21 protein-coding genes and 1 pseudogene are annotated in these 25,020 nt (G+C 30.4%); 4 read left to right on the top strand and 18 right to left on the bottom strand.

Annotated features, from left to right (window positions below; all coding sequences use genetic code 11):
• Positions 1–31 precede the first annotated feature (31 nt).
• From H6553_05570 to cdd, 4 genes are all read right to left on the bottom strand, one after another.
• A complete protein-coding gene (locus H6553_05570; GenBank protein ID MCB9033285.1) occupies positions 32–2,413 on the bottom strand; it encodes a TonB-dependent receptor in 2,382 nt (793 codons plus the stop codon).
• A 98-nt stretch (positions 2,414–2,511) separates the two neighbouring features.
• Positions 2,512–3,330, bottom strand: coding sequence for a hypothetical protein (locus H6553_05565; protein ID MCB9033284.1), 819 nt, complete (start codon positions 3,328–3,330; stop codon positions 2,512–2,514).
• A 23-nt stretch (positions 3,331–3,353) separates the two neighbouring features.
• Positions 3,354–3,737 carry a VOC family protein gene (locus H6553_05560; GenBank protein MCB9033283.1) on the bottom strand — a complete coding sequence of 128 codons (384 nt, stop codon included), beginning with the start codon at positions 3,735–3,737 and terminating at the stop codon, positions 3,354–3,356.
• A 5-nt stretch (positions 3,738–3,742) separates the two neighbouring features.
• The gene (gene cdd, locus H6553_05555) at positions 3,743–4,234 is read right to left on the bottom strand and encodes a cytidine deaminase (protein ID MCB9033282.1); all 492 of its coding nucleotides are present in this window, start codon (positions 4,232–4,234) and stop codon (positions 3,743–3,745) included.
• Positions 4,235–4,441: 207 nt separating this feature from the next.
• On the opposite strand from cdd, the gene mgtE reads away from it, so the two are divergent.
• Positions 4,442–5,806, top strand: a complete 1,365-nt coding sequence (gene mgtE / locus H6553_05550; protein ID MCB9033281.1) for a magnesium transporter — start codon at positions 4,442–4,444, stop codon at positions 5,804–5,806.
• Positions 5,807–6,226: 420 nt separating this feature from the next.
• Here mgtE and tnpA (H6553_05545) read toward each other — a convergent pair.
• Positions 6,227–6,669: pseudogene (gene tnpA / locus H6553_05545) on the bottom strand (IS200/IS605 family transposase).
• A gap of 189 nt (positions 6,670–6,858) precedes the next feature.
• On the bottom strand, positions 6,859–7,980 hold the full coding sequence (locus H6553_05540; protein MCB9033280.1) for a cysteine desulfurase: 1,122 nt from the start codon (positions 7,978–7,980) through the stop codon (positions 6,859–6,861).
• A gap of 49 nt (positions 7,981–8,029) precedes the next feature.
• Here H6553_05540 and mce point away from each other — a divergent pair, with 49 nt between their 5' ends.
• The gene (mce, locus tag H6553_05535) at positions 8,030–8,428 is read left to right on the top strand and encodes a methylmalonyl-CoA epimerase (GenBank protein ID MCB9033279.1); all 399 of its coding nucleotides are present in this window, start codon (positions 8,030–8,032) and stop codon (positions 8,426–8,428) included.
• A gap of 122 nt (positions 8,429–8,550) precedes the next feature.
• Here the strand turns inward: mce and H6553_05530 are convergent, their stop codons facing one another.
• Entirely contained in the window at positions 8,551–9,789 is a 1,239-nt protein-coding gene (locus H6553_05530) for a sterol desaturase family protein (protein MCB9033278.1), read from the bottom strand.
• A gap of 84 nt (positions 9,790–9,873) precedes the next feature.
• On the opposite strand from H6553_05530, the gene H6553_05525 reads away from it, so the two are divergent.
• Both H6553_05525 and H6553_05520 read left to right on the top strand, forming a co-directional pair.
• A complete protein-coding gene (locus H6553_05525) occupies positions 9,874–10,623 on the top strand; it encodes a hypothetical protein (protein MCB9033277.1) in 750 nt (249 codons plus the stop codon).
• Between the two features lie 68 nt (positions 10,624–10,691).
• Positions 10,692–11,120, top strand: coding sequence for an acyl-CoA thioesterase (locus H6553_05520; GenBank protein ID MCB9033276.1), 429 nt, complete (start codon positions 10,692–10,694; stop codon positions 11,118–11,120).
• A 171-nt stretch (positions 11,121–11,291) separates the two neighbouring features.
• Here the strand turns inward: H6553_05520 and H6553_05515 are convergent, their stop codons facing one another.
• The 11 genes from H6553_05515 to H6553_05465 form a co-directional block, all read right to left on the bottom strand.
• On the bottom strand, positions 11,292–12,167 hold the full coding sequence (locus tag H6553_05515; protein ID MCB9033275.1) for a sigma-70 family RNA polymerase sigma factor: 876 nt from the start codon (positions 12,165–12,167) through the stop codon (positions 11,292–11,294).
• Positions 12,168–12,316: 149 nt separating this feature from the next.
• Positions 12,317–12,976 (bottom strand): phosphoribosylanthranilate isomerase, encoded by a 660-nt coding sequence (locus H6553_05510; GenBank protein MCB9033274.1) that lies wholly within the window; start codon positions 12,974–12,976, stop codon positions 12,317–12,319.
• 292 nt (positions 12,977–13,268) lie between these two features.
• Positions 13,269–13,703 carry an IS200/IS605 family transposase gene (gene tnpA / locus H6553_05505; GenBank protein ID MCB9033273.1) on the bottom strand — a complete coding sequence of 145 codons (435 nt, stop codon included), beginning with the start codon at positions 13,701–13,703 and terminating at the stop codon, positions 13,269–13,271.
• Positions 13,704–13,759: 56 nt separating this feature from the next.
• A complete protein-coding gene (locus H6553_05500; GenBank protein ID MCB9033272.1) occupies positions 13,760–14,308 on the bottom strand; it encodes a VOC family protein in 549 nt (182 codons plus the stop codon).
• Positions 14,309–14,830: 522 nt separating this feature from the next.
• Entirely contained in the window at positions 14,831–14,989 is a 159-nt protein-coding gene (locus H6553_05495) for a hypothetical protein (GenBank protein MCB9033271.1), read from the bottom strand.
• Between the two features lie 5 nt (positions 14,990–14,994).
• Entirely contained in the window at positions 14,995–15,522 is a 528-nt protein-coding gene (locus tag H6553_05490) for a hypothetical protein (protein ID MCB9033270.1), read from the bottom strand.
• A gap of 418 nt (positions 15,523–15,940) precedes the next feature.
• A complete protein-coding gene (locus H6553_05485; protein ID MCB9033269.1) occupies positions 15,941–16,864 on the bottom strand; it encodes a DUF4435 domain-containing protein in 924 nt (307 codons plus the stop codon).
• 12 nt (positions 16,865–16,876) lie between these two features.
• A complete protein-coding gene (locus H6553_05480; protein ID MCB9033268.1) occupies positions 16,877–18,244 on the bottom strand; it encodes an AAA family ATPase in 1,368 nt (455 codons plus the stop codon).
• A gap of 894 nt (positions 18,245–19,138) precedes the next feature.
• Entirely contained in the window at positions 19,139–20,530 is a 1,392-nt protein-coding gene (locus H6553_05475; protein MCB9033267.1) for an efflux transporter outer membrane subunit, read from the bottom strand.
• A 3-nt stretch (positions 20,531–20,533) separates the two neighbouring features.
• A complete protein-coding gene (locus H6553_05470) occupies positions 20,534–23,665 on the bottom strand; it encodes an efflux RND transporter permease subunit (GenBank protein ID MCB9033266.1) in 3,132 nt (1,043 codons plus the stop codon).
• A complete protein-coding gene (locus H6553_05465; protein MCB9033265.1) occupies positions 23,665–24,849 on the bottom strand; it encodes an efflux RND transporter periplasmic adaptor subunit in 1,185 nt (394 codons plus the stop codon). The genes H6553_05470 and H6553_05465 overlap by 1 nt, the downstream gene beginning before the upstream one ends.
• Between the last annotated feature and the right edge of the window lie 171 nt (positions 24,850–25,020).

Here is a 25,020-nt window from a genome sequence, read left to right as displayed (position 1 = left end):
TGAGACCAATAAATATGAATATACCTATATACTAAAATCCAATGACTAATCCTATTGATGGAATAGTACTACCACTATTATTTTCTAAATATATCAACTGATAACTATTTGGATTGCTAGGATTGGCTATTGGTGTATCATTAGCATCTCGTACTACATCTATATTTGGTTGATTTGGAAATTTACTAGCGTACAAATTTTGTATATCTAAGTATATATTAAAATTCCATTTTTGAAAGAACCATTTTTTATCTACTCTTAAATTTAATGAATGCTGTACTTTAAGTCGCATAGCATTAATTTCATCATAATTATAAAAAGGCAAACCATTACTTGCATTCCAAACATCTATTAAAGCCAAATTAGTAGTATCGTATGGTGTGTATGGCAAAGCACCTTGTACATTAAATCTAATGCCAATTTCCCAATTGCGTTTAAATTTATAACCTGTTGTAATGTTTAAAACATGTCTTGCGTCCCAACTACTTGGCTGATAGCTTTGTGTTTTATCGGTAAATAAACTTCTAAACCAAGTGTAAGAAGCAATACCATAAATTCCTTTCCACAGTTTTTGTTGAACAGCAACTTCTATACCATAAGTTTTTCCTTTTGCTGTAGATGTAGTTGGCTCATCGCCTACCCAACCATAATTGCCACCTAAATTAGCTAATGCAATGCCTTTTTCAATTAAGTATGGATATTGATTATAATACTTATAAAATGCTTCTACAGATACTTTGGTATTACTTGTGAAGGAAGAAGAGAAACCTGCTACTACTTGGTAGTTTCTAATATATTCTAATTGATTTTTATTGACTAAATTATTGTTGTTATCTCTATAGCCAAGTGTTGTGTATTGTGGTGTTTGATAATAAATTCCTGTATTAAAATTAAAACTGAGTTGTGGTAATATAGCATAGCTTAAAGAAAATCTTGGTGAAATTTGATTCAACAGATTTGCCATTTTTTTATTGTACGATAATCCATCGAGACGAACGCCAAAAGATAAACTCAACTTATCATCTATAAAACTTCTACTTACTTGAGCAAATAAACCATACTTTGCTAAGTTTAAATTAGACTTGTAGTTAATATCGACTAAATTGGAATCTATTAATACAAAATTACTGGTAGTAGTGTTATAATAATTATATTCTGCATTTAATCCATACGCAATTTTATAGCTATTGACTCTATAAGTATGTTCAAATCTAAATTTATTTTCGCTTTCTTTAGCATTCAAATCATATAATTCATTATTAGTTTCAATATTATTGTTATATTTATAAATATGATTTCCAAAACTACTTCTGCTCAAAACAAATAACATATTGCTATTGTCTTTATAGTATCTATATCTAGCACCAATAGTATAATTCCACTGTTCTTGTTGTGGTAAAGTTCTAAGTAAATATCGTTGGTCTGCTGTTTCTGTAAGGTTTTTATTTAATCTCAATTTATCAAAAGCACCAACACCTATAAATGTAATGTCGTGTTTATTGTTGAACTTATGCATTACTTTAGTTTGCACATCAGTATAAGATGGAAGAAATGGCAAACCAATCAACTTAAATAATCCTTGTAAATAAGAATAGCGACCATTTAGTAAGAAAGTAGTTTTCTTTTTCTTGGTTAAAGGACCTTCTAGTGTAATTCCAGCTTCGCTAGCACCTAAAGTAAAGTTCATGCCTAGCTTGTCTTTTCTACCTTCTTTTTGAGTTAATTTAAGCACAGAACTCATGGCATTGCTATAATTGGCAGGAAATGCTCCAGTATAAAAACTTGCATTATTAATAAAATCTACATTTAAAATTCCGTTAGAGCCACCAGAAGCTCCTTGAGTTGCAAAGTGATTTATTGTAGGAATTTCTATATCATCTAACAAAAATTTATTTTCGCTTGGAGCACCACCTCTTACTAATAAATCGTTTCTATAACCTACGCCAGTTGCTACGCCTGGTAAGTTTTGTATGGCTCTAGAAATATCTCTATTTCCACCTGGATTTCTTTGAATTTCATCAATACCAATTTCTACAAATGACAAAGGTGATTCTGATTTTTTTTCAAATGGATTAGCTTTAATTACGATAGAATCTAAAAACATAGTTTCTTCTGCCATTGCAAAGTTGATGATGACTGGCTTTGCATTGGTTACTTCTACTTCAAAACGAGTTTGTGTTTGATATCCTATATAAGTTACTTGTACATTATACAAACCAGTAGGTAAATTTTCGATGGTATAGTTTCCATCTACATCTGTAATGGCTCCATAATTGGTATTTTGAATTAAAATATTAGCTCCAATTAATGGTTCATTATTAATTTCATCGTATATAGTACCAGTAATAACACCTGTTTGTGCAAATAAACTAATTAAAGTAAATTGACTTATTAGAAAAAATAATTGCTTCATCGACAAAGAGAACAACAGAGTAGCTAAAATGTTTACTAAATGGAGAAAAATATTTTTAAACAGTATAAATAATGTATCAAAACTGAAATCCTATCTTTTTATAAAAAATATGAAATCAAATAAGTTTTAAACAAATAATTTTCGTTATTTGCAATATTAAAAATATTGATTTTAGTTACTCTATTAATATTATCATATAGGTATTCATATTTAAAATGAAATCTGTTTGGAGTTGATTGTGTAATTAAAATAGAATATCGAGTTTTCCATTCTGCTCTTAAGTTCTTACATGGTTTATACGATAAGATACCACTTAATTGCATAATATAAATAGGATTTAATTCAAACAAACTAATACCTTCACTTATTGGCACACTAATAAATTGCTCTGGAAGATTAGTTTGTATGGCATAGTTTGTATACAAAATTGTATCTCTTGAATCTGAATAACAAGTATTATAAAAACCACAAGTGTACGGTAATAATTGATTATAATATATAATATTATTTTTTTCTAATGAAATATTATTATGATATAAAGAAATACTATTGTCAATATTTCGTATAGAATCAAGTTCTTCTGTATTGTTTCTATAAAAGCTTTTTATTCTATTTTCGCCAATAATTGTATTTATATAATTGTTTATAGTATAACTTACTAAAAATGTGTCGGTATATGGATAGTATTTAATAATTGTAGCATTTAGATTTCCATAATTTACATCTGCATATAAGTTATTATTTTTTAATACTTGTACTACTTGGTTGTTATTGTATAAAAAATCATATTTGACTGAATCTACACCAGAAATTATAGTTAAAGATTTAATTCTATTATCAACTTGAGTTGCAATATCATCAGGTGTACATGCTGTTATAAAAAACATCACTATTAGTAGTAAATAAAAATTTCTCATAGTATATTATTTTAACTCATTTATTATAAGACTTCATCTATTGGTTCCCAAAGTTCTATTTTGTTATTTTCTAAGTCTAAGATATGTACAAATTTACCATAGTCATAGCTTGCAATTTCATCTAAAACAGTAACGCCATTGGCTTTTAATTCTTCTACTAAAGCTTCTATGTTTTCTACTCTGTAGTTAATCATAAATTCTTTTTCTGATGGTTGGAAATACTTAGTATCTTTTGCAAACGGGCTCCATTGTAAAATTGCTTTGGTCTTTTTATCTGCATCTATAAATTGAAAAGAAGCACCATAGTCGTCTGTATTAAAACCTAAATGCTCTTTGTACCAATCTTTTACTGCTTTTGAGTCGTTACATTTAAAAAAAATGCCACCAATTCCTGTAACTTTTTTCATATTTGTTATAGTTTAAATGTTTCTGATGCGTCGAAATGTAATGGCAAAATTTCTTTTACGCTATTAAATACAAAAGAAGTTCCATTATTTCCGTACAATACTATTTGAATAGCTTGTTCTTGTTGTAATTCTGTTTCTAAAAGCGTTTGTCTGCAAATACCACAAGGTGCAACTGGCTTTTCTACTTGTATAAAATCTGACTTAGCAACAATAGCTATTGTTTGTATTTTTTGATTTGGTGCTACAGCAACCTTTGCACTTAAAACTGTTCTTTCTGCACACAAACCAATTGGATAAGATGCATTTTCTTGATTGCTACCTTCTATTATTTGTCCGTTGTCTAACAAAATTGCCGCACCTACATAAAAATTAGAATAAGGTGCATAGCTTGCCAACTGTGCTTTTTGTGCTGCTAAAATTAATGCTTGCAAATGCACTGGCAATTCCTCTAAAGTTTCATACATGGTATAAATACTTTTCCATTCTTGTTGTTTCATTCAATAAAGATATTAAAATATCAATTGATTAGTATCTATTAATAGCTTAAGTTTGAGTATCATTACAGCATTATAATGTGATACATAAAATCCTAGTATAAAACTAGTAATAGAAACACTGATAAACTATAGCGACTGAATACACAAGAAGTGATTCTTTAGCCATGACTAGTAACGAATAGACCAAAATTTGCCTATCTTTGCACCATGTTTGATAAATTGGAGCAATTACTAAACGAGGAGCAATGGTTTCAGCTTAGAACAGAGCTAACCGCTATGCATCCTAGTGAAGTTGCCGAATTTATCGAATCACTAGAAGTAGAAGACCAAGTAGTCGTTTTTAGAATCTTGCCATTAAAAATGGCTGCTAGAACTTTCGAAGACATCGATCTAAATACGCAAGTAGAAATGTTAAAGTTGTTAGGTCAGGCAAAAATGACCGACATCTTAAATCGAATGTCGCCAGATGACAGAACTCAGTTACTAGAAGAGTTGCCAAGCAAAGTTTTAAGAAAGACAATGAATTTATTGTCGGATGAAGAAAGAAAAATTGCTACCGAATTATTAGGTTATCCAGAGTATTCTGTCGGTAGATATATGACTCCTTACTATGTTGCAGTAAAACAAGATTGGACAGTGCAACAAGTGTTCGACCATATTAGAAAATTTGGCAAGAAAAGTGAAACTGTCAACATGATTTATGTGGTAGACAACAAAGGCAGACTAATTGATGATATTAGAATAGGTCATTTTTTATTTGCTGAACCAAATACTATGGTCAAAGATTTAATGGACGAACGATTCATATATGTAAATGTAAATGATGATATAGAAGAAGTAGTTCAAACATTTAAACAATATGATAGACAAGCACTACCAGTTTTAGCTGGCGACCAAGTGCTAGTTGGTATTATAACATTCGATGATATCATGGATATTGAAGAAGAAGAAACTACCGAAGACATGCAAAAATTTGGTGGTATGGATTCTTTAGAAACAACCTATGAAGAAACACCATTATTAGAAATGGTAAAGAAAAGAGCAGGTTGGTTAGTCATTCTTTTCTTGGGCGAATTATTAACTGCAACAGCAATGGCTTTTTTTGAAGATGAAATTGCAAAAGCAGTCGTTCTCGCTACCTTTATTCCTTTAATTATTTCTAGTGGAGGAAATTCTGGTTCGCAAGCAGCAACACTAATTATTCGTTCATTAGCCATTGCCGAAATTAAATTAGAAGATTGGTGGTATGTAATGAAACGAGAATTTTTGTCGGGCTTAATGTTAGGCGGAATTTTAGGTGCATTAGGATTTATGCGTGTTTTTATATGGAATGAAATGAGTGGAGTTTATGGTGATAATGCAGTTTTAATTGGATTAACAGTAGGAATAACATTAGTAGGAATTGTATTGCTTGGAACATTTATTGGCTCAATGTTGCCATTTGTACTAAAAAGAGTTGGTTTTGATCCAGCTACAAGTTCAGCTCCATTTGTAGCAACTATAGTAGATGTTACAGGATTACTCATCTATTTTACAGTAGCCACTTTATTGCTAAAAGGCACATTGCTTTAATAATTTATAAGAAGCTTACTATATTCTATCTATTGTGCATTTATAAGGACAAGATAAAGTAAAAGTAGGTTTTTAGTAACTGTGTTTTCGTCTTTCTGTAATTTTGAGAAACGAAAAATATACGGGATCTATTATATTAAATTATTTTATTAACTTAATAAGTGCGTAGCACTTCAACCTTAATAGAAAGGATAGAAAAATTTATAAAATACAGCGTAGCTGTATCACCTTTTAAGATTCGTTTAAATTTAAATTTTTGATAAACAGTATTTTATAAGGCATAATATTTTTGTGTGGTACTTTTAGTAGCTTACTGGTACACAAATGTTAAAGATTAAGCTTTTTATGGTGTTTTTTAGTGTTTTTTGGCTTATTTCTATTGCTTTTATGGCTGTTTTTCTGGTTTGGGTATACTGTCCCAAAAAGTGTGAGTTGATCTTCATAAACTTTTTTGTATTCCTTTTCTTTTCCTTTGTTTTCAATATACTTTTTTATAACATCTTTATTTCCATACTGTCCAACTGTATTTGTATAATAACCACTTGTCCAAAAATTCCCTCCCCACAATTTAGTTTTTACTTCAGGTAAACGTCTGAATATTTCTTTTGCTGTTATACTTTTTACCTTCATACATATTTAGCTAACCGACATTAAAGGAACTCTCTGTACTAAAAATGAACATGGTTCTCTTCATAGCCAATCTCTATAAAGTTAATTTCATATCGTTCCGATATATCAAGACATATCTCCTTCAAGCCATTGCTAAACTCTTTTGTAATCACAGATTTCCTATATTTCACTGGGAAAACAATATGATATAGAAGTAAGGTTTTGTTATGCCGTTTTTTAATGTGGTCATCCATAACTCAAAGCTACACTTTTTTCAAAGTGTTATGAAAAACCATCCGTTTTTCATACTTTTCCTCTTTCACTCCGAGGCAGATCCTCAGGTATTCTCTTCGAATAAATAGATTCGGTACATTTCTCATACTTCAAAATTAGAGAATGTTCGAAATGTAAAATATTTTTATTAATATATATAATTTTAATTATTAATCAATATTGATTGTATTGCTCAATATTGTGAGTACTTGTTCTACATCTTCCATAGTATTGTATTTACCAAAGCTAAATCGAATGCATTTTTTTGCTTCTTGTTCTGTTAAGTGCATAGCAGTTAATACATGAGATGGTTTGTTTTCTGCTGATGTACAAGCAGAACCAGTTGATACTGCTACTTTCATTTTTATTTGTTTGATGATATCTACTGCATCTATTGGAAACAATATATTGCTTGTATTGGGAAGTCTTGGTGCATTAATTCCATTGATTTTTATTTTATCACCAAATTTATCTAATAACTTATTTTCTAAATCATTACGCATTGTAGCTAGCTGATTATCAAACGAAATAATATCAACTGCTTTTGACAAGCCAACAATTGCTGGAACATTTAGCGTACCACTACGATACGATTTTTCATGACCTCCACCATGTAATAAAGGCGTAAGTGTTACTCTTGGATTTCTTCTTCTAATATACAAAGCTCCAATGCCTTTTGGTGCATACATTTTATGTCCAGAAAATGCCATTACATCTACATTTAGTTGTTGTACATCTACTGGAATTTTACCTAGTGCTTGTGTAGCATCGCAACATAAAATAGTATTTTTTTGATGTGTAATTTTGGCAATGTCTTGAATCGGTTGTATTACTCCAGTTTCGTTATTTGCCAACATTATAGCTACTAATATTGTTTTATCTGTAATGCATTTTTCTAATTCATCAAGATTGATTAGTCCATTTTCATCAACAGATAAATACGAAATAGTAGCACCTTTTGTTTCTAAATATTTACAAGTATCGAGTACTGCATTGTGTTCTGTTTTACATGTTATAATGTGATTGCCTTTGGTTTGATATCTTTCATAAATACCTTTAATTGCTAAATTTAAACTTTCGGTAGCACCAGAAGTAAATATGATTTCGCTTTCGCTACAATTTAAATGTTGAGCAATATTGTTGCGTGCAGTTTCTACCACATCTTTTGCAATCCAACCAAATGTATGAGTTGCACTAGCAGCATTGCCAAAATGTGTAGTAAAATAAGGTAACATTGCTTGAAGTACCTTTTCGTCGACTGGTGTTGTAGCGTTATAATCTAGATAAATCATCAGTAAAATTAGTAATTATATTTAGCTTTGTAAAAAATAGATTACAACAATGAAAAAAATAGACCATATTGGTATTGCTGTGAATGATTTAAATACTGCAGAACAATTATATAATAAATTATTAAATAAACAACCTTTTCATGAAGAAACCATGGAAGCACAGCATTTAAAAGTATTGTTTTATGAATTAGAAGATACCAAAGTGGAATTAATTAGTTCTTTATCTGAAAAGAGTGCAATACATAAGTTTTTACAAAAAGGTGATGGTATGCATCATGTATGTTTTGAAGTGGAAGATATTTATGCGGAAATGCATCGTTTAAAAGAAGAAGGTTTTAAATTGCTAAGCGAACAACCTTATAAAGGTGCAATGAATAAATTGGTTTGTTTTGTACATCCAAAAAGTGCTAATGGTGTATTGATTGAGTTGTGTCAGAAAATGAAATAGTATGAATTTATTGTAGAGACTTAGCAATTCTATCTTTCCAATGATAAATTTAAAAAGAGATTCTGAAACAAGTTCAGAAAGAGATTTTAAAATAAATTCTGAATCTTTTCAAAAAAATCACATTATGCTGTTTGTTTTGACATAAATCCAAAAATGTATTTGTCTTTTAAATTTAATAGATACCATACTATGAAATAAATGGTTATTGGAATAGAGATTACAGCTGTAACTATTGCCCAATTATAATAATTAGAAAAATATAAGATATTTAATCCTACAACAATAATAATCAGTCGAATAATCTCTACATACCTTGCCCATTTTTTTTGTTCAATTATAGCACTACTTGAAAAAATAGAGAGCATAACCATTGCAAACCAAAATATTTTATGAAATAATGGTAGTGTATCGTAGTAATAAAGATATGCCATCAATCCAATAATAATAAAAATAAACTGCACTAAAACATATATGTTTATTCCGTTTGTTCTTGGTTTTACATCATACTTTATCGTTTCATTTTCTATTGATGGCACAGGAATTTCTCCACCTAAATAATCTGGTTGCCAACCTGGTTTTGCAAAAATAAATTTCAGTTTATCTTTCCATTTCATTTGTTTTGATGCTTTAAACATACTTAAATAGTATTCTATATTTGCATAAAACGGATTCCAAGAATTGAGAGGTTTAGTAATACCATAAGTTGGTTTTTCTTCTTCTTCTTGAAATGTTCCAAATAGTTTATCCCAAATAATAAACATACCAGCATGATTTTTGTCGATGTATTTGGGATTTCTACCATGATGCACTCTGTGATGCGTAGGCGAATTAAAAATTGCTTCAAACCACTTTGGCATTCTATTAATAACATCGGTATGTATCCAAAATTGATAAAAAGAATTAATTGCTAATACTGGAAAAAAAACTTCTGCCGAAACACCTACAAATGGAATTGGCAAAAATATAAAAAAAGCAATAGATGCATGTAACCAAGACTGTCTTAATGCTACGCTTAAATTATAATCTTCGCTTTGATGATGTACACCATGAGCTCCCCAAAAAAAGTTCATTTCATGACCAATTCTGTGTGCCCAATAAAAAAAGAAATCGTAAGCTACTAAACAAAATAAAATAGTTAATATATTATTAGGTAAGGTAATTATTCGATGTGTATACACAAAATCATATACGCCAATAAGCAAAAGACCTACTACAACTTTAGAAATAACATGACCAATACCTATATTCAAATTAGTAATGGCATCATTCAATCGATAATAATGTTTCTGTTTTTTTCGCATATAAAAAAACTCCAACAAAAGTAATAATACAAAAACAGGAATTGCAATAATTGTTTCCATAGTTATAATTTATCTTGAAATTAACTAATGCATAGGAATTTATAAAATAATTTGCTTTATTTTAACAGATAATTGATAATCAATATGTTTGGATTTATTAAAAGATGGATACACAAGATTGTGATTAAAAAAGCACAGTCTAGACCTATGGTAGATATTATTGAAGTACGCACTAAAAAAATTGGCTTAACACAAGTTGAAACTGAAACAGATATACGAATTACTAATTCGTTTTTTTTGCCTATAAAAATTTTATCTATAGAAACTGATGTATATAATAGTTCTGATTTAGTTATAGGAAGAATGAATTACCATTATCCTAAAAAAATTAAAGGCAATAGTACCGAAATTTTTAAAACTACAACTCATCTAAGTAATATCTCTGCTTTTTTTCAAGCACTCAATCATTTATTGTCGTTTAGTGTGCAAATGCGTAGTGTTGGTACATGTTTAATACAATTTTTATGGTGGACATTTGAAGTTCCTGTTGACGATAGATTTGAAGTTAAACCACATCAAGTGAAAATGGTTGAACCAATGACCGAAGAAGAAAAACAAGCCAAAGCTTTAAGACGAGCAGAAAAACAAAAAGAGTTAGAAGCACAGCTTGAGTTGAAAAAGTTAAAACAAGCAGAGCAAAGAGCGAAACGCAAAGCTGCCTTAGAAAAACGCAAAGAAAAATATAAGGAAAGAAAATATAAAAAATATCAAAAAGAAGATAAAGCTATTATAAATGAGCCAACCGATACTTTGCCTGATGACACACTAGAAATATTACTCAATAAAGAAGCTATAGAAAACTTAGCTAAAGATGTGGATAAAGAAGAATTTTAGATTCTATAAAATAGTTGTTTGAGTATTTGTAATCATTAATCAAATGACTATTTTTTTTATCTTCGCACATGCAAATTCAAGAATTAGACCAGTTGCAATTTCCGTTTCCTATAAAACAGCAAGTTTATTGGGGCGAAATGGATGCTTTTAATCACATTAATAATGTACAATATTTTAGATATTTTGAAACTGGCAGAATTACCTTTTTTAATGAAAGCGGTATTTGGAAACTGTTGGCTGCTGAGCAAATAAAAATTGTAGTAGCCAAACTAGAATGCAATTTTGTTAGAGAAGTAAAATATCCTAATGAGATTGAAATAAGCGTTGCTATAAAAAAAGTAGGTAATACGAGTTTAATAGTACATCATGTGGTAAAAAATTGTAGTAAAAATAATGAAATTGCAGCACATGGTGAAGGCATTATTGTAGCTACTAATGGCAAACAATCTATTCCTTGGACAGATAAACTAATTGATGCTTTTAATCAGTATGTATAAAAACCTGTTGTGCATTGGGCGTCATTCCAGAAAATTTCGTAGTATAACGGAGAAATTTATCTGGAATCTGTCGTAAAAATCGTAAAAAAGATTCCCAATCAAGTTGAGAATGACGATTTTTACTTTTTTTTGTATCTAAATGCACAACTAGATTATAAAAGTTTTCTTTTGCTACAAATAAACATTTAAGCTGTTATTTTTAGCGTGTCTTTTAATTTTTCTAAGTGCTTTGTCTTTAAGTTGTCGTACTCTTTCTCTTGTTAAGCTTAATTTGCTACCAATTTCATCTAAGCTATATGCCAATTTGTTATTGTTGATACCAAAATAGAGTTCTAAAATTTCTCTTTCTCTATCTGTAAGCTGATGCAAGGCATTTTCTATTTCATGACGCATTGATTGTTTCATTAATTCATCATCTGGATTTTCTACATTATAATCTTGCATTAAATCTAAGTTGGTCGTTGAACTATCTTCATCACTATTATTATCTAATGGCGAATCTATTGACAAGTGATAAGCTAGCGTACTTCTTAAGAAAGCTAAGTCGGTAGCATCTACATTTAAAATTTCTGCTAATTCCATATTAGATGGTTCTCGCTCGTTTTTTTGCTCGAACTCTTGAGAAGCTACCAAAATTTTATTATAAAAAGTAGCTTTGTTCATTGGCAAACGCACTACTCTTGGTTGCTCTATTAATGCTTGTAAAATTGACTGACGAATCCACCAAACAGCATAAGAAATAAATTTAAATCCTTTGGTTTCATCAAATTTGGAGGCTGCTTTTATCAACCCAATATTGCCTTCATTAATTAAATCGTTTAACGACAAACCTTGACTTTGATATTGTTTGGCAACAGAAACCACAAAACGCAAATTGGCTTTAATTAAATCATTTAAAGCTTTTGCATCACCTTGCCTCACTCTTTTTGCTAAAGCAACTTCTTGCTCTTCATTAAGTAAAGAAAGTTTGGAAATTTCGTTCAAATATTTATCTACAGATACGCTATCTCTAGATGTAATTCTAGTGTTTATTTTAAGTTGTTTCATAAAATAACAAAGTTTAGTTCATTGGTTTCTACGCAAAAACGAGCTAAAATGTTTCTAAATAGTTAAGAAGTACTAAAAAATCACTAAAAATAGTGAGACAATTAAACTATTTTCCAAGTATTTGAAAGCAGTTGTAAAAGTATTAGTAATTATTTTATTGCTTCGATTGCATTAAAGAATGCTGTTAACTTTTGATTGTCGAGTTTGCCATTGGTGCGTACACTACTACACAAATCTAATCCAAATGGTTGTACTTTTGTAATGGCTTCTTTTACATTGTCTTTATTTAGTCCGCCTGCAAGAAAAATTGGAATAGCAATTGAATTTCTAATTTGCGTACTGAGTTCCCAGTCGTGTGTTCTGCCTGTACCTCCTAATTCTTTAACCGATAAATTCGGATTGCCACTATCTAATAATATGGCATCTACAAACTTAGATATTTCAATTGCTTCCTTTACTGAATGTTCATCAATAACATGAATTACTTGCACCAGTTTTACATTAGGCAATTCTTTTCGTAGCAAATCGTATGCTCGTTCTTCTAATTCATCTACAATTTGAATGGTAGTAGTATTTGTTTTTTTATAATGATTGATAATGTTTCTTGAATTTGTTTCACTTGTTAATAAAAATGTTGCAATAGGTGGCGGAACTATTTTAACAATCTCGGCAATTAACTCGTCTTTTATTACTCCTGGACCACTTGGCATATGTCCAACTAAACCCAATGCAGCAGCACCACAAGCTATAGCCATTTTAGCTTCTTCTATACTACTGATACAACAAATTTTAACTCTTGGAATATTCATTTTAGCATGATTATTTTTTTAATTTAATTAAATAGTACACTCTCCTTACTAGTACTTCTTTGATTGCTATATCATGCATAGTAATTGGTACAGTCATTTAATTTCCCATTTTTAAATTCGATTTTATAATTTTTCTCTTTTTCGGAAAAATCTATTGTAAATTCTGAAGAATATGCTTTATCGTTAGTTGGAAACCAATCTTTAACCTGTTTATTAATACAAATAAACCACTATGGACTAAAAGTCCATAGTTTTGTTACGGACTGAAAGTCCTATTTCGGACAGTACTTCTCTATTCAATTATAAAATTATCATTTGAGTTCGTATTTGGATTCCTATGATGTTCTAAGTATTCATTTACCATTTCATCTGTTATATTACCTGTACTCCAGCAACCATAACCTATTGCCCAAAAATGACGCCCCCAATATCTCTTCTTTAACTCTGGAAACTCTATCTGTAATTTTCGTGAACTGCGTCCTTTCAATAATTTTACCATGCTACTTATTGATTGTGATGGACGATATTCTATATGCATATGAATATGATCTTTGGATACCACTCCTTTCAATATTAAAATATCTTCTGCTTCACATATTTGTATCAAAAGACTTCTACACCTTACTTTTATATCTCCTTCCAATACTGCATATCTATATTTTGTAGCCCATACAATATGTACTGTAAGCCGTGATACGCTATGACCATTGACTCTTTGGTATTCCATACTACAAAAGTAAACATTTTTAGAAGCTAAAGCGAAATGCACTAAAGTGCATAGTTTTAACTATTTTTGAGACCAATAAATAAACCATTTTCATCGCCAATTGCACAAAACCTCTCAAATCCACCATCAAATATTTTCAATCCAACAATTTCTTTTAAATTGTTATAAGTACTTTCTATGTTATTTACAGGAACTCCAATTTCTGATATTTCCAATAAAGCATTTGTAGTAAACATTTTGGTGCTTTGATTAAGGAGATTTTTCCGAGCAATTAGTTCTACGATATTTTTGTCGATATCGTAAAAATAAATTGCTTTAGCATTCCAAAAGTCGAAATCTTGAATTTCATTATTTCCATCTTTTAGTATTTCTACTCGCTCTTGTAACCATTTTAAAGCTTCATTTTCTTGATTGCACGGAATATTTATGGCAAAATGATATGGCTGAAATTTTTCATTTTGTACAAATTTAAGTCTTGAATTTCCAACTTGAAATGTTACATGTAAATTAGATTGTTCTATCAATTCCAATCCTAGTTTTTGTGCGTAAAAATCAATCTGTTTTGATAAGTTAAAGCAATATATTTCTAATTCCTTAATTTTCATTTTTTCAGATTACAAGCTACCTCCAATATACACAATATTCTGTGAATAGGTTTTTCCTACAAGTAATAATAATGTTTATTGACTTTTTGTATTGAAAACCGTAATGTAACTGTTTTAATGATTTCTCTATTTAGTGGTTGTATAGCAACAGTTGTAATTGTTTGGTAGGATTGGTTAATATTATGGATAACTCTTTGGGTATGACATGTAAGGCAGTAGAAAGCAATAATCTTCCAAGTTTGCTCAGAGCCAAATCGTTTATTTTGTTTTTAATTTATTTATTTTTAAAAGCCAAACTAGAAAAACAGCCATAAAAGCAATGGAAATACACTAAAAAACACCATAAAAAGCTTAATCTTTAACATTTGTGTAGCAGTAAGCTACTAAAATTACCACACATAAATACCAAAGCCAAAATATAATTTATATAAATAAGTATATATAATAGTGTATACTTATAGTTTTTAGCATTTTTTACCCAGTTGTGCAACGGTCACCAATGTTAGCGGTTAGTGCCTTTCGTTAAGCAGGTTGTTTAGTTCTCGTTTTTGTTGCCGATTTCTTTTTATTCCGCTCTTTATACTCGGCAATATATTTGCTAATTTCTGCTCTTTCTTTGTCTGTTAAAGGTTTGCTTTGGATAATAAAGTCAACGCCCTTTGGTTCTTTTATATGCCCCATAATTTCTAAGTTTTAAAATATTTTTCGACTAAATATTTTGCAGCGTGAGTTTCAATTATCATTCTGTGTCCGCCAAAATGATATGCTCCCAATGTATCAACATAATGTTGAATAAGTTTTGTTTTTGCCGTAAAACCAACAAACCCGTCAAATCCAAACTGGAATGAAAGTTTACAAGCATATGCTACAAGATTTCCTGCTACTCCCTCGTAAAGTTTATTTCGTCCTAAATTAAAAGGTGCATTTTCGAGCAAATTCATAAAAATATGATCGGTTTCTTTGCGAATACACATAACGCCTTGGATGATGTCAGGATTTCCTACAATTGTCAATTTATAAACTTCATTTATATCGTTATTCAGTTCAGATTTCCAATTAAAATTCCAACCATTCTTTTTGGTCGTTTGTTTAGAGTCATTTATAGTAAATCTTGAAATTTCGGTTGAAAAACTGTCACCCGAAATAGTGTTTTGGATAGAGTTTGTCAACTTATCCACAATAAAATCTAATTGTATTTCAGTTTGTTTTTTCACACTATGAATTTACAAAATTTTTGTCTGTCCCACAAGTTGAATTTTGGTTTCGAGCGTTCTGATGGCATGACCGTCAACAATTAGTATATGGCAAGTAGGGTACACAAGATACAGATAAAGTATCAAGTTTGCTCAGAGCCAAATCGTTTATTTTGTTTTTAATTTATTTATTCTTAAAAGCCAAACCAGAAAAACAGCCATAAAAGCAATAGAAATAGCCAAAAAAGGGCTAAAAAATGCTATAAAAAGCTTAATTTTTAACATTTGTGTACCAGTAAGCTACTAAAAGTACCACATAAAAATACCAAAACCAAAATATAATTTATATAAATAAGTATATATAATAGTGTATACTTATAGTTTTTAGCATTTTTTACCCAGTTGTGCAACGGTCACCCTTGTTGGGCGAGATTATTTTTTAGTTTTTTGTTGTTATGTCATGAAGAAATTTATTTAAACTTTCGGGTGTTGAAGCGTAGTTTGTAAACAGAGTTAATGCACGTTTGTGATTAAGTACACTATCAAATGAGTAGTTAATTTTACTTTTTATATAATGTTGTTCGAACTTTGAATCATTTATAATTAACTGCAACAGTGCTATCAAAAATTCTAATTGATATTTCCCTCTGAAAATTAATTCTGAATCACAGTTTTTAAATTCTCTGACTTTATTATTTAAAGTTTCTTCGTCAATATCTGTAGATTCTGGAAAAATTTGTTTAATGCTTGCGAAATCATAGTTTGAAGCTACATTCTGTAATGAAATGTTGACTAATCCCTTAGGTAATTTTTCATCTAGCTGAACACCAGTTTGTTTTCCTGATTGATTTCGAATTTCTATCAAACAAGCATACCATGAATTAAAAAGACTTACAGAAGAATTGAATTCTTTAAATCTTTCATTAAACAAAGAAATGCATACTTCAAAATTTGTATCGTTTCTTGAAAATTGAAAGTCATGAATAAGTATCTGTTCGAATACATTTATGTTTACATACAAATTTTCTATAGAGTAGCAAGGAGTTTCAAAAATTATATCTCTATTGTTTTGCAGAGGATTGTTAAAATCTCTGTCAATAAAGAAGGCTTTAGAGTATTTGTTGTACACATCTTGCTTTGATATGAGTTCAAACACTCTTAAGACTTTATCTCTTCCACCACAATTAATAGGGAATATTGTCTCTGTAAAGCTTTTTATACGTGGAACATAGTAAGGATTATCTTTCCCTTCAAAGAAACAAAACAAATGGTTACTGTACGCTTTTGTTGAAAGAGCAAATTCTTGGAATGCAACTGTAGCTTTATCCTTACTCTGCCTTAATTGTTGAATATATGAACTCATTACTTTAATACCTTAGTTTAATTCGCCGTGTTTAAAAGTTTCAGCAGAGCCGCTAACATATTCACTTAATCCAACAGCATATTGGTCTAATTCATTATCGAAAATGAAAGGGGAATGTGTGACAGCAAGCAAAAAGTCACATTTCTTAGAATCTAAAATATCAGGCAATAATTGTTTTTGCCAAATCATACTCAATGATAATTCGGGCTCATCAAATAAAACTATAAACCTCTTATCTTTTTCTGAGAGATATACTTTGGAAAATATTGAAACAATTTGCTTTTCACCAGAGGATAGTTTACTAAGTTTTATTTCATCTCCTGTAAAATGTGATTTTATAAAAATTTTAATAGCACTTTCATCGTAAAAGACTTCTTTATTGATAAGATACTTGTTACAAACATCCCTAAATACTTTTACAGAGTTATCTAATTCTTTTTGCTTTTCATATATGTCAATCAATTTTTGTAATAAATAGCCGTGTAATTGGTTTTTATACTCTTTTTTGATGATGATATTTTTCACAGAGTCTTTTTGAGTTTGAGGTAGTAAATTTCCAACCCTTGAAAGGATAATGTCAATATCTTCTTCATTGATTTTGTCAAATAGATTATTTCGAGGTTGCTCATCTTCAATTACAACATTTAAAATGTCTTTTGTAAACTGAGCTAATCCCTCCTTTAGTTGCTTATCAATTGTGTTTTGTATAAAATTAAATCGTCTTTGAACATCATCCATTCCAAACTGGATTAACGTTTTGTCTTCATCGAAGTTAATATTATCTTCATCGTAGCCTAAGCTATGTAAATCTTCTTCAACCCTTCTATAAGTAGGGAAATACATAATGTCATAACCTCTGATTGCATCATTAATTATGCTTTCACAGTTTTTTATTTGATGATTAAATATATTAGAATTGTTTGATTCTAATTTATCAAATATCCTAAAAATTCTATGCAATGGATACTTTCGATACTTACTATAACTGTAGTTAGTGTCTAATTCTCTTTCAAACTGAAATCGATTTCCCTTAAGTTGAATATATTTATTTTTAAGAAATTCAAAATGCGAATAACCAAATTCCTCAATAAAATCTTGAATGGATGGGTCACTAAATGCTTCCTTCACCAATTCATCAATTTGACTCTTTGAAATCTGTATAGTTTCCTTTTCTAATTCAACGAGTATTTTATCAAAATTAAACTCTCCAAGTCTAAAGAAATTTCTTTCAAGTGTGTAATAAAAAAGATTTAATACTTGAGTTTTACCAAGACCATTTTCCCCAATTAAAATTTTGATACCGTCTTTAAATGGTATTGTTACATCATTTGTCCCAAAAAGACCAAGAACAGTAAAACTCTTAATATTATTTAGATTCATTTTATTTCAATGTTACAATTCAATTTCCAAAGATACAATTTTCTTTCTTTGTTTTTGACAGTAGCATGTTTTATAATCTCGCACATCACTCAAATATACGCAATAAAATAACTTGCGTATATTTTTTTGCTAAAAATATTTTTTGTTTATAATGTTTTTATTCTCAATACTATATAAAAGATATGTTTTTGCGTATTCTGAATATCCTTGCAATTTATAATTTGCGTATTTTTCATTAAAATACTTAAAATACGCAATAAAATATAATCTGTAGTTAGCTACATTTAGTATTGTAGTGGCTGCATGGTGGTCTGTAGTTATCTACATATGGTATTGTAGCTGCTACATGGTAGTCTGTAGTTATCTACATATGGTATTGTAGCTGCTACATGGTAGTCTGTAGTCATCTACATATAGTGTTGTAGCTGCTACATGGTAGTCTGTAGTCATCTACATATAGTGTTGTAGCTGCTACATGGTGGTCTGTAGTTATCTACATATAGTGTTGTAGTTGCTACATGGTAGTCTGTAGTCATCTACATATGGTATTGTAGTTGCTACATGTTGGTCTGTAGTTATCTACATACAGTGTTGTAGTTGCTACATGTTGGTCTGTAGTTATCTACATATGGTATTGCAGTTGCTACATGTTGGTCTGTAGTTATCTACATATGGTATTGCAGTTGCTACATGGTAGTCTGTAGTTATCTACATACAGTGTTGTAGACTCCTGCAAGTACCATTGTAGTAACTTCATATAGTGTTGCAATTTCCTGTAAGGAGATATTTCGCTACACTGCGTTTCGCTCAATATGACGGCGTTATACTTCCTTGCTATGATGATTTTTACTTTGTTTGTTTTGATACGAAAAATACCAAATTAGCAATTTATTTTTATTGCCAACCACCACCAAGTGCTTTGTATAAATTGGCTTTGGCTGTAAGTATGGCTAGTTGTATATCTATTAATGATAGTTCTGCATTGAGTTCATTATTTTTTGCTGTTAGTACTGATAGATAATCTACAAATCCTTGTTTTTGTAATTCCTCAGAATAGTCTATAGCTAAGAATAATGCTTCTTTCTCCTGCTCTTTTAGTTTTAATTTATTGGCATTGGTGTTTAGCGTACTGATTTCATTGGCTACTTCTGAGTATGCTGTAATAATCTTCTCTTTAAAATCAATCAAAGCAATTTCTTGTTTGGCAATATTCACTTCTTTCTGCGTTTTTAATCGTCGTAAATTAAATAGCGGTTGGGTAATGCTTCCTGCAATATTGGCAAATAAAGAATGAATATTAAATAAGTTAGCAAAATTCATACTGTTTAATCCACCACTTCCACTTATTCCAATAGTTGGATAGAAACTAGCTCTGGCAAAATTAACCATTTCAAATGCATTGATTAGAATTTGTTCTGCTGCATTAATATCTGTTCTATTGGCTAGTAATTGCGTAGGGAAACCTGTTTGCCACGCTTTACTAGGTATAATGTCTGTGTTTAATGGACTTCTTTTAATGTCTTCTGGTGCTTTTCCAATTAAAACACTTAGTGTGTTTTCTGTAATGGCAATTTGATTTTTTACATCTTCTAGCAATGCTTGTGCATTATACAACAATGCTTCATTTTGCTTTACAGCAACTTCTGTTACGCTACCTGCTTCTTTCAATGCTTTGATAGTAGTAATTCCTTCTTCTCTATTTTTTATTGTAGCGTTTAATATTTCAATCTTAGCATCTAACGATTGTAGCAAAAAATAGTAATTGGCAATAGCATTAACCATTGCCGACTGTATAAATTGTTGTTGATATATGGTTTGATTATAACTTGCTTGTGCTGCTTTTTTCTGACTTCTCAATTTTCCCCAAACATCTAATTCCCAATTGAATGATGGTCCAATAGAAATATCTGTAACTGCTTGGCTTGCAGGAATATTTCTTCCTTGAAAAGTAGTATTCGATGGCTTGCTTACACTACCACTTAATCCTAAATTTACTGTTGGATAAAACTGTACATTGGCTTGTTTATACAATGCATTGGCTATTTTTAAAGATTGTTCTGCTCTTTGAACATCAAAATTATTAGCAAAAGCAGTATCTATAAGATTGACTAGCAATGCATCATTAAAATAAGTTCTCCAATTTATATTAGCAATAGTAGCAGAATCTTGAGTGCTATGATTTCTATAATTATCTATTGTAGGTACACTTGGTCTTGAATATTTTTTAGTGATGCTACAAGAAGACAGTAATAATAGGATAAGTATATATGCTATTTTTTTCGACATAATTTAATTTTTACTATCTATAGTTAATGGTTTAATTTTTTCTTGTATGGATTGAAATACGACAAACAATACTGGTATTATCATTACACCTAATATAGTACCTATGAGCAAACCAAATGCTGCTCCAGTTGCCAACGAGTGATTTCCATTAGCACCAACACCGCTTGATAAGACCAATGGCATTAATCCTACAATAAAAGCAAAAGAGGTCATTAATATTGGTCGCAATCTTGCTTTAGCTCCTAATATAGCAGCATCTATAATAGAATTGCCTCTATGTCTTTCTTGCAAAGCAAACTCTACAATTAGAATAGCATTTTTTGCAAGCAAACCAATGAGCATAATTAATGCAATTTGGAAATAGATGTTAATTTCTAATCCTGCAATTTTTTGCGACATATACGCTCCCATAATTCCTAATGGCAATGAGAAAATAATGGCAAATGGCAATACAAAACTTTCGTACTGAGCCGATAAAATCAAAAACACAAAAATAATAGTGATTAACAATATCATAGTTGTTTGAGAACCAGCACTCATTTCTTCTCTAGTTAAACCAGAATAGTCGATGCCAAAACCTTGTGGTAGTGTTTGAGCAGCTACTTCTTCTACAGCTTTAATGGCATCACCAGAACTAAATCCTTGGTTTGGTGCACCACTTAAGGAAGCTGAGTTGTATAAATTAAATCTAGAAATAGATTGAGGACCAGATACTTTCTTCAACTCTACAAATTGAGAAATAGGAATCATTTGTCCTTGTGCATTTCTAACCGAAATTCCGTTTAAACTTTGTTCATCATTTCTTGATTCGGCATTGGCTTGAAGCATTACTCTAAATTGCTTACCATATTTTATGAAATCGGCAACATACTGACCACCAATATAACCGTTTAATGCACTAAAAATATCAGATGGAGAAACACCTTTTAATTTAGCTAAAGGCATATTAATTTCTAACTCGTATTGTGGATAGTTGGTATTTAATGGACTTTGAACATATTGTATTTCTGGTCTTTGCATTAAAGCACCAATAAACTGATTTTTTACATTGTTTAAATTAGCAATGCTACCACCAGTTTTATCTAGTAGTTCAGCGTTAAATCCAGAACTAATACTAAAACCTGGCACACTTGGTGGACCAAAAAATACAATTTTGGCATCAGGAATGGTAGCAGCTATGCCAAACATTTTTCCTGTAATGGCTTCTATAGATAAATCTTTAGCAGTTCTTTCTTCCCAATCTTTTAATTTAATAAATGCTAAACCGCCATTATTGCCATTTCCACCAAAGAAACTTCTACCAGCAATATAAGTCATTCTTTCTATACCATCTAGTGTGTTTATTTTTTCATTTAACGATTTCAATACTGCAAAAGTTCTATCTAAAGAGCTTCCTGGAGGTAGTTCAATATTGGCAAAGATAATTTTTCTGTCTTCGTTTGGTACAAAACCCGTTGGCGTGGTATTACTTGCATACCAAATACCTATGCCTGATAATACTAAAACAAGTACTGCAATCCATTTTCTACCAATAATAAAGCCAACAACTTTAGCATATCGCTGTGTCATATTATTAAAAGAACGATTAAAAGCATCATAAAATCGTTGTACAAAACTTTTCTTTTTTTCTTCGTTGCTATGTGGTTTTAAAAATAAAGCACATAACATTGGACTTAGCGTTAATGCATTAACTGCCGAAATAATAATAGATACTGCCAATGTGATACCAAATTGCTTATAGAAAACGCCAGAAGGTCCTGGTGTAAAAGTTACAGGAATAAATACTGCTGCCATTACCAATGTAATAGAAATAATAGCTGTAGTAATGCCACTCATAGCATCTGTAGTAATTTTTTTTATGTCTTTTTCGTGTGTAGTTTCCATTTTGGCATGTACTGCTTCTACAACTACAATGGCATCATCTACCACAATACCAATAGCTAAAATCATAGCGAAAAGTGTTAGTAAGTTGATAGAAAAACCAAAGGCATTTAAAAAGAAAAAGGTACCTATGATAGAGACTGGAACAGCTATTGCAGGAATAAGTGTAGAACGAAAATCTTGCAAGAAAATAAATACGACTATAAATACAAGTATAAATGCTTCGAATAAAGTTTCTAACACTTTTTCCATAGACGCAGATAAAAACTCGTTGGTATTATAGTTAATAGTATATTCTATTCCATCAGGAAAAGATTTTTTAGCATCTGCCAAATAAGCTTCTATATTTTTGATAATGGTTTGTGCATTAGAACCTGCTGTTTGAAAAACACCTAATGAAAGTGTAGGCATACCATTAGTTTCACCTTTTGACGAATAAGAAAATGCAGACAACTCAATATCAGCCACATCAGATAATCGTAGTATTTGTCCACCTTGTGATGCTTTAATAACGATATCTTTATACTGTTGTACTTCATTGTATTTTCCACTATATTTTATTACATATTGAAATGCTTCTCCATTATTTTGTCCAAGCTGTCCTGGTGCTACTTGTGCACTTTGTTCATTAATTGCTCTAATTACATCATTCGGTACTAAATTGAATCCTGCCAGTTTTTGTGGATCTAACCAAATACGCATAGCATAATCTTTAGCACCAAAAACACTAGCACCACCAACACCGTTAATTCTTTTTATACCTGGAATTACATTAATATTGATATAGTTTTGAATAAAAACATCATCGTAAGCTTTATTTTTAGAATAAAACGACATGTACATCAACGCACTCGTTTGTTGTTTTGATGTTACTACACCAGAACGCGTAACATCTGCTGGCAATAAAGGTGTTGCTCTTGCTACTCTGTTTTGCACATTTACCGCAGCAATATCTGGATCTACACCTTGTTCAAAATAAACTGTAATACTAGCACCACCACTATTGTCTGCTGTAGAAGTAATATAAGTCATTCCTTCTACACCATTCACTTGTTCTTCTATTGGAATAATAACACTTTCTAATACAGTTTGAGCATCTGCACCATTATAATTAGCACTAATCATAATAGTTGGCGGAGCAATATCAGGATATTGTGTAATTGGTAAGCTATTAATTCCAATAATACCTAGCAACACGACTACTATAGATATTACGGAAGAAAGTACAGGTCTATTGATAAAAGTTTTAATCATTATTCTACTACTTTAATATTGGTAATGGAATCTATATTTACCAAATTAGGTTTTACTTTCATGCCATTTCTTAAGCTAGCCACTCCAGAAGCTATCACTGTATCATTTAAAGATAAACCACTTTCAATAATTGCTAAGTTGTTTACTCTATCTGAAAGCGTTACAATAACATTGACTACACTATCTCCTTGCAATTTATAAGTATATACAAAACCTTGTTGTTCGTAAGTAGCTGATTCTGGAATAACCAAAACATCTTTAAATATTCTTGGAATCATAATTTTAGCAGTACTACCATTGCTTAGTAAGCCATTGTTTTTAAAACTTGCTCTAAACTGTATTGTTCCTGTATTAGGATCAATTTGTCCTGTAGATGTTTCAATCTTTCCTTTAATTGGATAAATACTATTGTCTGCTAGTTGTAAGCTTACATCACCCAAATTTTTAAGTTTATCATCAATAGTTTTTCCTGGATAATTTTGAAAGAAGTAAATGAATTGCTTTTCATTCAAAGTAAAATAAGCATATACATCGCCAGATTGAGAGATATTCGTTAATGGCATTTGATCTTGTGGACTTACCAAAGCACCTTCTCTAAAATTAATTTTTCCTACAATACCATTAATTGGACTAGTGATATTGGCAAAGTTGATATTGGCAACAGTACCTTTATAACTAGCTTGAGCTACTTGGTACGCTGCCTTAGCTTGAGATAATTGTCCTTGTGCTTGAGCCAACTTAGCTTTAGCTGTTTCTAACTGAACATTGCTAATGATATTTTTTTGTACTAGTGGAATTAGTCTATCTACTTCTACCTGAGCTGCTTGAACTTGAGCTTCTGCTGCTTTAATATTAGCATTAGCTGCTTCAATTTGAGCTTTGCCAGCACTAGCACTTTGATTTTGAACATTGGTTTCTAGTTGAAAGAGTAGCTGCCCTTTTTTAACGACATCGCCTTCATCTACCAAAACTTTTTTAATGTAACCTGATATTTTTGCTCTAACTGCATTGTTGTTTTTTCCTTCAATATCAGCAGGATAAATATAAAAGCTTTCTACGGTTCTTTGATCTACAGCAACCGCAGGTAAATTTGGTACCATAGCTGGTGGTTGACTTGCTTTTCTTTTACAAGCTATCATTGATATTAATACTACCAATACCAATAAATTAGAAAAATATTTCATTTAATTAACTTTATTAAGTACAAAAAGATTACCTCAAGCGTGCAAAGTTATTGATATTGAATCTAAATAGCAACTATTCATGTTTTAATAATGAATTGGTAAGGAAAAATAGACTTGTTTGATTTAAATACATTTAATATTATTGATACTTGCAACACCTAAAATATCTGT

The sequence above is a fragment of the Chitinophagales bacterium genome, from assembly GCA_020636535.1.
GTDB lineage: Bacteria > Bacteroidota > Bacteroidia > Chitinophagales > JADIYW01 > JADJSS01.
Note: the sequence above shows the minus strand (reverse complement) of the source record. Positions and strands in the feature narration are given on the sequence as shown.